This is a genomic window from uncultured Lamprocystis sp., assembly GCF_903933125.1.
In the GTDB taxonomy this organism is placed as follows: Bacteria; Pseudomonadota; Gammaproteobacteria; order Chromatiales; family Chromatiaceae; genus Thiodictyon.
The window spans coordinates 1-6,555 of the sequence record NZ_CAIZIZ010000386.1; the positions used below are offsets into that span (position 1 = coordinate 1).

Consider the following 6,555-nt stretch of genomic DNA (forward strand, 5'->3'; position numbering starts at 1 on the left):
GTTCAGGCAGCCTTTTCGACGGTGTTTCCTGGCATCGGCCCAGTCCGCAACCGTTTTTCGCTGACTTCGCGCCATCGCAACCGATTGTTTCTATGAGGCTAACGCCTTAAGTCAGTGCCATTCAAGCCAGTGCGGCTTGGCAATGTCGCGTAATCTAAACCACGCCCAGTGCGAGAAACGTAGATGGATGGCTCCGACTTCCAAGCACCGCTGCCCATGTCCTCGCTCTTACACGTGTTCATGGGTGCCCGCCTCCCACGGACCGACACTTAGATCTCCCTGGTGACCGCGTATTCTCAATGTCAGGCTCGACAGGGCCTCGGACCCCGGGGAGTACCTGCGCCGCTCGCCATTGCGCAGCGCCTCGTTGCCTACCGGCGGGACAAAACCGTCGGCACTCACCAACCAAAACGTTGGGGGCTCAACACCTTCAGGGTCGGCATCACCCGTGACCTTTGCACCTCGCCTGCTTTCATGCCTACGCATCGACGCGTCCGTTACCGGCTACGCCGCAAGGCACGATACTGGGCTCGCGGCCCACGATGACCCAGGCGGGAGTCTCACCCGCTAGAACATGCTGCCTTGCCAGGCCGCACTGGCCCCAGAATTACGGGGGTGGGCGGATTGATGATCAAGACCGCTACCGAGCAGTCGATCCACGGGGCAGGCCCCGGCAGTCTGCTAAACTGGCCCCAACCCAACCTTCCGGATGTAGCCATGGCTGCAATCACCTACACCGAAGCACGTAAACACGTCGGCCAGACCATGGACCGAGTGATAGACGACCACCAGCCGGTCGTCATCACGCGGGCAAACGGCAAGAATGCAGTCTTGATCTCTCAGGAAGACTTCGATGCCTGGCAAGAGACTGCCTATTTGCTGCGTTCCCCGGCCAATGCCGCAGACCTGCGGCAAGCACTCGCCGAGCTTGGCGAGCGGCGCGGTTTGGTCCGCCATGACCTGATCGAGCAATGATCTGCTTTCGTGAGCGCGCCTGGTCCGACGATGTCTATTGGTAGCAGGATTACGGTGACAGTTTACTAAATGCAAATAATGTAACGTTACTTCACGTACCTATTGGAGCCAACCTTAGATCGGCAGCAAGCTGGTTGCGTTCAAGGCCCATTCGCATTCAGTGCGTTTAGTAAACTGTCACCGTAATTCCTGTCACCGTAATTCCACCGTAATTCTGCGACCTGTCCCTGATGGCTTGCCGCAGGTGCTCCAGCGTGTCGGCCCGGATGCGGTCTTGCTCGTTCATCCCGGTCATGGCGACAGCCCTGCCAACGTCATGAAGTCGCGCACCGACGAGATTTTGATGCCGGCGTAACGCCCGAGTGCCAGCAGGTGCGGCTTGTCGCCCGTCACGAGGTAATCCGCTGCGCCGCCGGCCCCCATCGACAAGAGGTCATTGTCGTAGGGGTCGGGGGATGCATCGACCGTCGGCAGGGTTTCAACCACCTCGGCGATTTCGCGCAGGTCGTTGACCAGGCGTGCGGCTTGCGCCGGCTTCAGGCGGGTTGGGAGGTTGGGGTAGCGGGTGACTCGTATCAGTTCGTCAAGCTGCGGGGCCGCCGTCAACAGCGTGAATCGCCCCTGCCTCCAATGGGTGATGAGGTGAGCCGGGGGCGAGGACTCCACCAACAGAGCGCTGACCAGGACGTTGGTGTCCAGCACGACGCGCATGGTTCAGCGGGTGGTCTTCGTGGCGCGGGCTAAGGTCTCGCGTGTCTCGTTGCGCACCGCTTCGGTCGCTTCGTCGATCAGGTCTTGCAAGGCTTCCGGCGCCAGGTCGGCGAACTCCGCCCGCGTCTCAGCAAGCGTCTGGTCGAACACACGCCACCGCACGGCGTCCTCGATGAACTTGGACAGGTCGCCTTTTTTCAGGCCGCGCTGGGCGAGCAGGGTGCGCACGGCAATGTCGGTGTCCTTCGACACCGTGACCGTCCAGCGCGTGGTGTTGGCTTCGATCATGGAGAACCTCGGGTGTTACACACTTAAGCGCCTACGTTTTTATCATCTTAGCCGCTGACCGGCAAGACCGCTCTGGAACTACGGTAAAAATTACGGTAACAGTTTACTAAATGCACTGAATGCGGATGGGCCTTGAACGCAACCAGCTTGCTGCCGATCTAAGGTTGGCTCCAATAGGTACGTGAAGTGACGTCACATTATTTGCATTTAGTAAACTGTCACCGTAATCCCCGATGTAAATCATTTTGTTATGACGCAGGCATCCGCCTTATCCCGGCCCATCGGCCAATTTCTCCAACAGTTGCTCGGTATTGGCATCATCGGGTGGATTGACGGTCGCCCAGGCCAGGGCGCGTTCCAGGTCGGCCGCGGCTTTGGACTCGTGCAGCCAGCGCTCGTTGTCCGGTAGGACAGTGACGGTGCGCACCAGCCATACGCCGGGTTCCTGTTCTTCGACGAGCACTTGGCGGCCTGCGTATTTTTTGCCGAGCAAGATTTGGCCCTTCGCGCCGATCACCTTGACGGCGGATAGGGTTGAGGTTGCAACCATGGTCGCCTCGTTTCGGATTGTTGGACATAAAACAAGGTAGCACTTGATATGGCGACCATCAAGGATCAAGTGAGCGAGAAACAGCGCAGCGTGGACGCGGCGCGTCGCGCTGCTTGCACGCATACGCCGTTGGGAGCGCTCACGTTCGGCTTGGTCATTGAAGAAGCAGACCGACTGGTTATTCCGGCACTGCACGACGCGCAGCAAGCCTGGAAAGCGGGGATCGATTCCAGGCTCAACAATCTCTTGACCGTTGGCGCCAGCATTAGCCGTTGATATTGTTAGGGTGACGGAGTTCCAGGGACAGTTTACTTAACTCCCCGGACGGAGGAAGATGTGCGCGGAGAACAGGCTAACGGATACCCCGGAATCGAAAATATTGAGGTAATCTAATGGGCGCGACGCATGTGACGGTGACAATCAGAAATCCCGCAAGCCCGGACAGGTCATGGGAGGGGCTGTTTCTTGTTGATACAGGTGCAACGGATTCTCTTGTTCCAAGAGATTCTCTTGAGTCCATTGGTCTGGCCCCCAAGGCGCAGCGCATTTACGAGCTTGCGGATGGTAGTGAAATTAGAATGGATATCACAACAGGCGACATCGAGTTTATGGGGGAGATTGTCGGGGGAACGATTATCTTTGGCGATCCTGGAACGGAGCCCATTCTGGGAGTTACTGCTTTAGAGTCCGTTGGCATTGATGTGGATCCACGAAATCAAACATTGAAACGTTTACCCACAATCCGGCTCAAAAAACTCAGGTCGAAAAAGGAGTGACCGTTTAGCCGACCCTGATCAATGACGGGAGTTCCGGGGACGGAGTTCCGCGGACAGTTTGCTTAGGTGAAGTGATCTACCGACGTGTAGGGGCGTAGGGGCGACTTTAGTCGCCCCTACAGCCACCTGCGGATCTGACTGCGCCCGCACAACAGACCGGAGGTCGAGGCTTCAGCCGGACGCAGTACTGCCGCCCGCTAAAGCGTCGGCCTCCGGTCGCGTCGGCCTTGATCGTAATCCCGGCCAGCGGCGTGCATCGTCAGGGCTTCCAGCTGACGGTGTCAGGCCAGGATGGCCTGACTACGCACCCGGCGAGCCCAAGTGGCCGGAATCTTGATCGAGGCCAACGAAGTCCTGCATCGCTTCTTCGGGATCGCGGACATCAAGAATCACGGTCTTCACGATGGATTTTCCTTGCTTCACGCAGAAAGTCTTGAACCGCCGCGAGACCCGACCTCTCTTGTCAGTTGAAAGAGCCGTCTCTTAAGGTCGAGAGGCGAATCACGGGCATCGCACCGACAGCGAGGCCGATGGTCCGCGCAGCGGACCCTACGGGCGCCGTGCGGACCGACGACCGTGCTGATCGCGCGGTCCCTATCGGAACGCGCACCGCTCGCGTTTCCTGTTTGATCCAACGCTTGACAACAGCCAGGTAGACCGGAGCATCCTACTGCCGCGGTAGGCAAAACGCTTGTCGCCTGATGGACTTCCCAGACCAGACAAACGGGGGTGAACATGACCAGACTCGGATTCGTTGTCGTTGCCATGCTGGCCGGTACCGGGCAACTGCTGCCCCCCGCCTGGGCCGCCGATGCGCCGCCACCCGCCGCGGGTATCGAGCGGTCGCGCCTGTTTGCGTTCGCCGACGGCGACCGCCTGGAAGACGCGGGCGTGATCGCGGTCAAGGGCGGGCGCTTCGCCCGCACCGAGGCGTTCGAGGTGGTGCGCCGCGCCGACGGCGGCCGTACCCTCACCAGTACCACCACCGCCGCGGACGGGTCCTATCGGGTCGAAGGCCGCTGGACCTTCAGTGCGGACGAATCGGCGCAGGCCGCCCACGGACTGGCCAGCTATGGTGGGACCCCCGCGCAGGTCGACATCACCGTAGTCCCGCCGGCGGCCACCATTGCCGTTGCCATGAACGGGGCCGAGCGTCAGGTCACCGCGCCCTGTGATCCCTGTCTGATCGACATGTCGCCCAGTGCCCTGCCGATGTTCACCATGACCCGTCGCTACGACCAGGCGCGCGGCGGCGTCCAGACCTTCGATTGGATCGGCCGGGGGTTGATTCAGGACATCGCATTGACCGAGGGCCATGCCGACCTGCGCAAGGTGCGCACCGCGCAGGTGCCGGGTCCGGACGGTGCGCCGGTGACGGTGAATCAGTATCACTTCGTCGAGACCCTCAAGGACCCGATCGCCGGCCACGCGATGCAACTGGCCTTCAATCTGTATGTCGATGGGGCCGATCGACCGCTCGGTTTCGCGATGCAGAAAGGCACGACCGGAATGCGCACCGGTTATGACGACCTCACCGTGCGGATGCCGCCGGTCTTTGAGCCGGAGGGCGCGCCCTGAAATGAACCAGGATGAATACGACCAAGTCCCGTGCCGACTTTGCGTGCGGGACGGTGCGCACCCGCATAGTATAGCCATCGGACGTGATAACCGGACGTAGGGGCGGGTTTCAAACCCGCCCCTACACCAAGGGTCTGTCCGGATATCAGGTAGGCAGGCTACCAACGTGTAGGGGCGACTTAAGTCGCCCCTACAGGTCCCTGCGGATCTTACGGCACCCGCACAACAGACCAACGCTTCAACGACCGGGACACCAAAGGCGTTCCCTGACGGCTTAGAGCGCCCAGCGCAGGATGGCGGCGACGGGCTGGCCGGGCTCCGGCATGTCAGCGGCGCGCACGGCCAGGACCTGGCCGCCGGAGCCGAGCACGCGCCGCGCGACTTCGTCGGCGACGCCATAGCTGTCGGCACCCGCGGACTCGGCGAAGACAACCCGGCCATCGGCTTCGTCGACGGTTCCATGGACTGCCTGATCCATGTCGACGAGCAAGCTCCCCACCGCACCGTAGGTGGCTGCCCGCGCGGCCCGGACCAGGTCGGAGGTCGCCCGGTCCTCGTTGAGGCGGGCACGATACAGGTCCTGCCAGTCGGCGATTTGCGCCTGGTGGAGCGCGTCGAACACTTCGCGGGCGGCAGTCGCCAGCTCGGCGTCGCTGAGCCGCTCGGGGTTCCCCTCGATGCCCTGCGCGACCAGGTGGGGATAGGTGTTGACCGAGCGGTAGATGGCGCCCAGCGCCTCCACCGAGGCCAGCACCAACGGGAGGCTGCTGCCGGCCAGCAGGCCGCGCAGGGCGGCATCCACCTGGCGGGCGTATTGGCGCAGGCGCACCTTCTTGCCCTCGCTGCCGCCGATGCGGCCGCTGTAGGAGCGGGTGGCGATGCTGGCTTCCCCCACCGAGGACGCGGCGTCGGTCGGCATCCCGGACACTGAGACCGCGGCCGCCGGCAGTTCGCCGGACACTTCCACCAACCGCACGCTGCCGTCCGCCAGGGCGAGCACATAGCCGGCATTGCAGAAGCTCGTCGAACGCAGCAGCGGGTTCAGGTGAAAGCGGTCGGACACCTTGACCATCGGCTCAAGGGTATTGGGCACCCGGTAGGTGCGCAGGTTGTCCGGAGTGGCGTAGATGACCAGACCCTTGGCCTGGTAGCGCCAGAAGTCGCCGTCGTCGACCAGATCGTCCAGCTCCTCGGCAAGCGGGCCGACCCGCCGCTTGTCCGCGCCCGCGGCCTCCAGTTGGCTGATCGCTTCCTTCGCCAAATTCTTCAACTGGATACGGTCCGCGTCGGTATCCAGGGTCACCGGCGTGGTCGGCAGGAACAGGGAGACGCCGATGTCCCCACGCCAGGCGGCGAGATCGGCATAGTCATTCGCGGTTGGGATATCGAGATAAAGCATGAGACCTCCGGGCGGGTTCTGGCTGCGTGCTGCGAAATGGCTGCTCGCCTCAGACGACTGCCGGAAAATTCTATACCAAATCGCGAAGGATTTTCGTCCGCCTTCAAGGCGCGCCGGACAAAAAAAAACGGCGGCCACAACTCGACTTTGGCCATTTCAGGCCGTCGAGGCCAGTTGATCCAGCAAGCGTTCCCAGTCCCGCTGGGAAATAACGAGGGCGTCCGGGTCTGCGGTTGAGTTGACGAAATTCGCCGCCGCCCAACTGGTGCGGCGCACCA

The 6,555-nt window shown here is 61.8% G+C and carries 8 protein-coding genes; 4 read left to right on the forward strand and 4 right to left on the reverse strand.

What is annotated here, in order from left to right:
- The first annotated feature begins 627 nt into the window (after positions 1 to 627).
- Entirely contained in the window at positions 628 to 975 is a 348-nt protein-coding gene (locus QZY03_RS20475) for a type II toxin-antitoxin system prevent-host-death family antitoxin (protein ID WP_366935551.1), read from the forward strand.
- A gap of 291 nt (positions 976 to 1,266) precedes the next feature.
- Here QZY03_RS20475 and QZY03_RS20480 read toward each other — a convergent pair whose 3' ends face one another.
- The 3 genes from QZY03_RS20480 to QZY03_RS20490 all read right to left on the reverse strand — a co-directional run bounded on the left by QZY03_RS20480 (position 1,267) and on the right by QZY03_RS20490 (position 2,524).
- The gene (locus QZY03_RS20480; RefSeq protein ID WP_295584074.1) at positions 1,267 to 1,686 is read right to left on the reverse strand and encodes a putative toxin-antitoxin system toxin component, PIN family; all 420 of its coding nucleotides are present in this window, start codon (positions 1,684 to 1,686) and stop codon (positions 1,267 to 1,269) included.
- A 3-nt stretch (positions 1,687 to 1,689) separates the two neighbouring features.
- Entirely contained in the window at positions 1,690 to 1,974 is a 285-nt protein-coding gene (locus QZY03_RS20485; protein ID WP_295584076.1) for a ribbon-helix-helix domain-containing protein, read from the reverse strand.
- 268 nt (positions 1,975 to 2,242) lie between these two features.
- Positions 2,243 to 2,524 carry a hypothetical protein gene (locus QZY03_RS20490; RefSeq protein ID WP_295584078.1) on the reverse strand — a complete coding sequence of 94 codons (282 nt, stop codon included), beginning with the start codon at positions 2,522 to 2,524 and terminating at the stop codon, positions 2,243 to 2,245.
- Positions 2,525 to 2,572: 48 nt separating this feature from the next.
- On the opposite strand from QZY03_RS20490, the gene QZY03_RS20495 reads away from it, so the two are divergent.
- The 3 genes from QZY03_RS20495 to QZY03_RS20505 all read left to right on the forward strand — a co-directional run bounded on the left by QZY03_RS20495 (position 2,573) and on the right by QZY03_RS20505 (position 4,878).
- Positions 2,573 to 2,800 carry a hypothetical protein gene (locus QZY03_RS20495; RefSeq protein ID WP_295584080.1) on the forward strand — a complete coding sequence of 76 codons (228 nt, stop codon included), beginning with the start codon at positions 2,573 to 2,575 and terminating at the stop codon, positions 2,798 to 2,800.
- 116 nt (positions 2,801 to 2,916) lie between these two features.
- The gene (locus QZY03_RS20500; RefSeq protein ID WP_295584082.1) at positions 2,917 to 3,300 is read left to right on the forward strand and encodes a clan AA aspartic protease; all 384 of its coding nucleotides are present in this window, start codon (positions 2,917 to 2,919) and stop codon (positions 3,298 to 3,300) included.
- Positions 3,301 to 4,035: 735 nt separating this feature from the next.
- On the forward strand, positions 4,036 to 4,878 hold the full coding sequence (locus QZY03_RS20505) for a hypothetical protein (RefSeq protein WP_295584084.1): 843 nt from the start codon (positions 4,036 to 4,038) through the stop codon (positions 4,876 to 4,878).
- A gap of 274 nt (positions 4,879 to 5,152) precedes the next feature.
- Here QZY03_RS20505 and QZY03_RS20510 read toward each other — a convergent pair whose 3' ends face one another.
- Positions 5,153 to 6,277, reverse strand: coding sequence for a hypothetical protein (locus QZY03_RS20510; protein ID WP_295584086.1), 1,125 nt, complete (start codon positions 6,275 to 6,277; stop codon positions 5,153 to 5,155).
- Between the last annotated feature and the right edge of the window lie 278 nt (positions 6,278 to 6,555).

Bases quoted from the DNA above. Each gene is read 5' to 3' on its own strand.
- QZY03_RS20510 (WP_295584086.1), bottom strand. From the start codon at position 6,277: ATGCTTTATCTCGATATCCCAACCGCGAATGACTATGCCGATCTCGCC.
- QZY03_RS20485 (WP_295584076.1), bottom strand. From the start codon at position 1,974: ATGATCGAAGCCAACACCACGCGCTGGACGGTCACGGTGTCGAAGGAC.
- QZY03_RS20505 (WP_295584084.1), top strand. From the start codon at position 4,036: ATGACCAGACTCGGATTCGTTGTCGTTGCCATGCTGGCCGGTACCGGG.
- QZY03_RS20500 (WP_295584082.1), top strand. From the start codon at position 2,917: ATGGGCGCGACGCATGTGACGGTGACAATCAGAAATCCCGCAAGCCCG.
- QZY03_RS20490 (WP_295584078.1), bottom strand. From the start codon at position 2,524: ATGGTTGCAACCTCAACCCTATCCGCCGTCAAGGTGATCGGCGCGAAG.
- QZY03_RS20480 (WP_295584074.1), bottom strand. From the start codon at position 1,686: ATGCGCGTCGTGCTGGACACCAACGTCCTGGTCAGCGCTCTGTTGGTG.
- QZY03_RS20495 (WP_295584080.1), top strand. From the start codon at position 2,573: ATGGCGACCATCAAGGATCAAGTGAGCGAGAAACAGCGCAGCGTGGAC.
- QZY03_RS20475 (WP_366935551.1), top strand. From the start codon at position 628: ATGATCAAGACCGCTACCGAGCAGTCGATCCACGGGGCAGGCCCCGGC.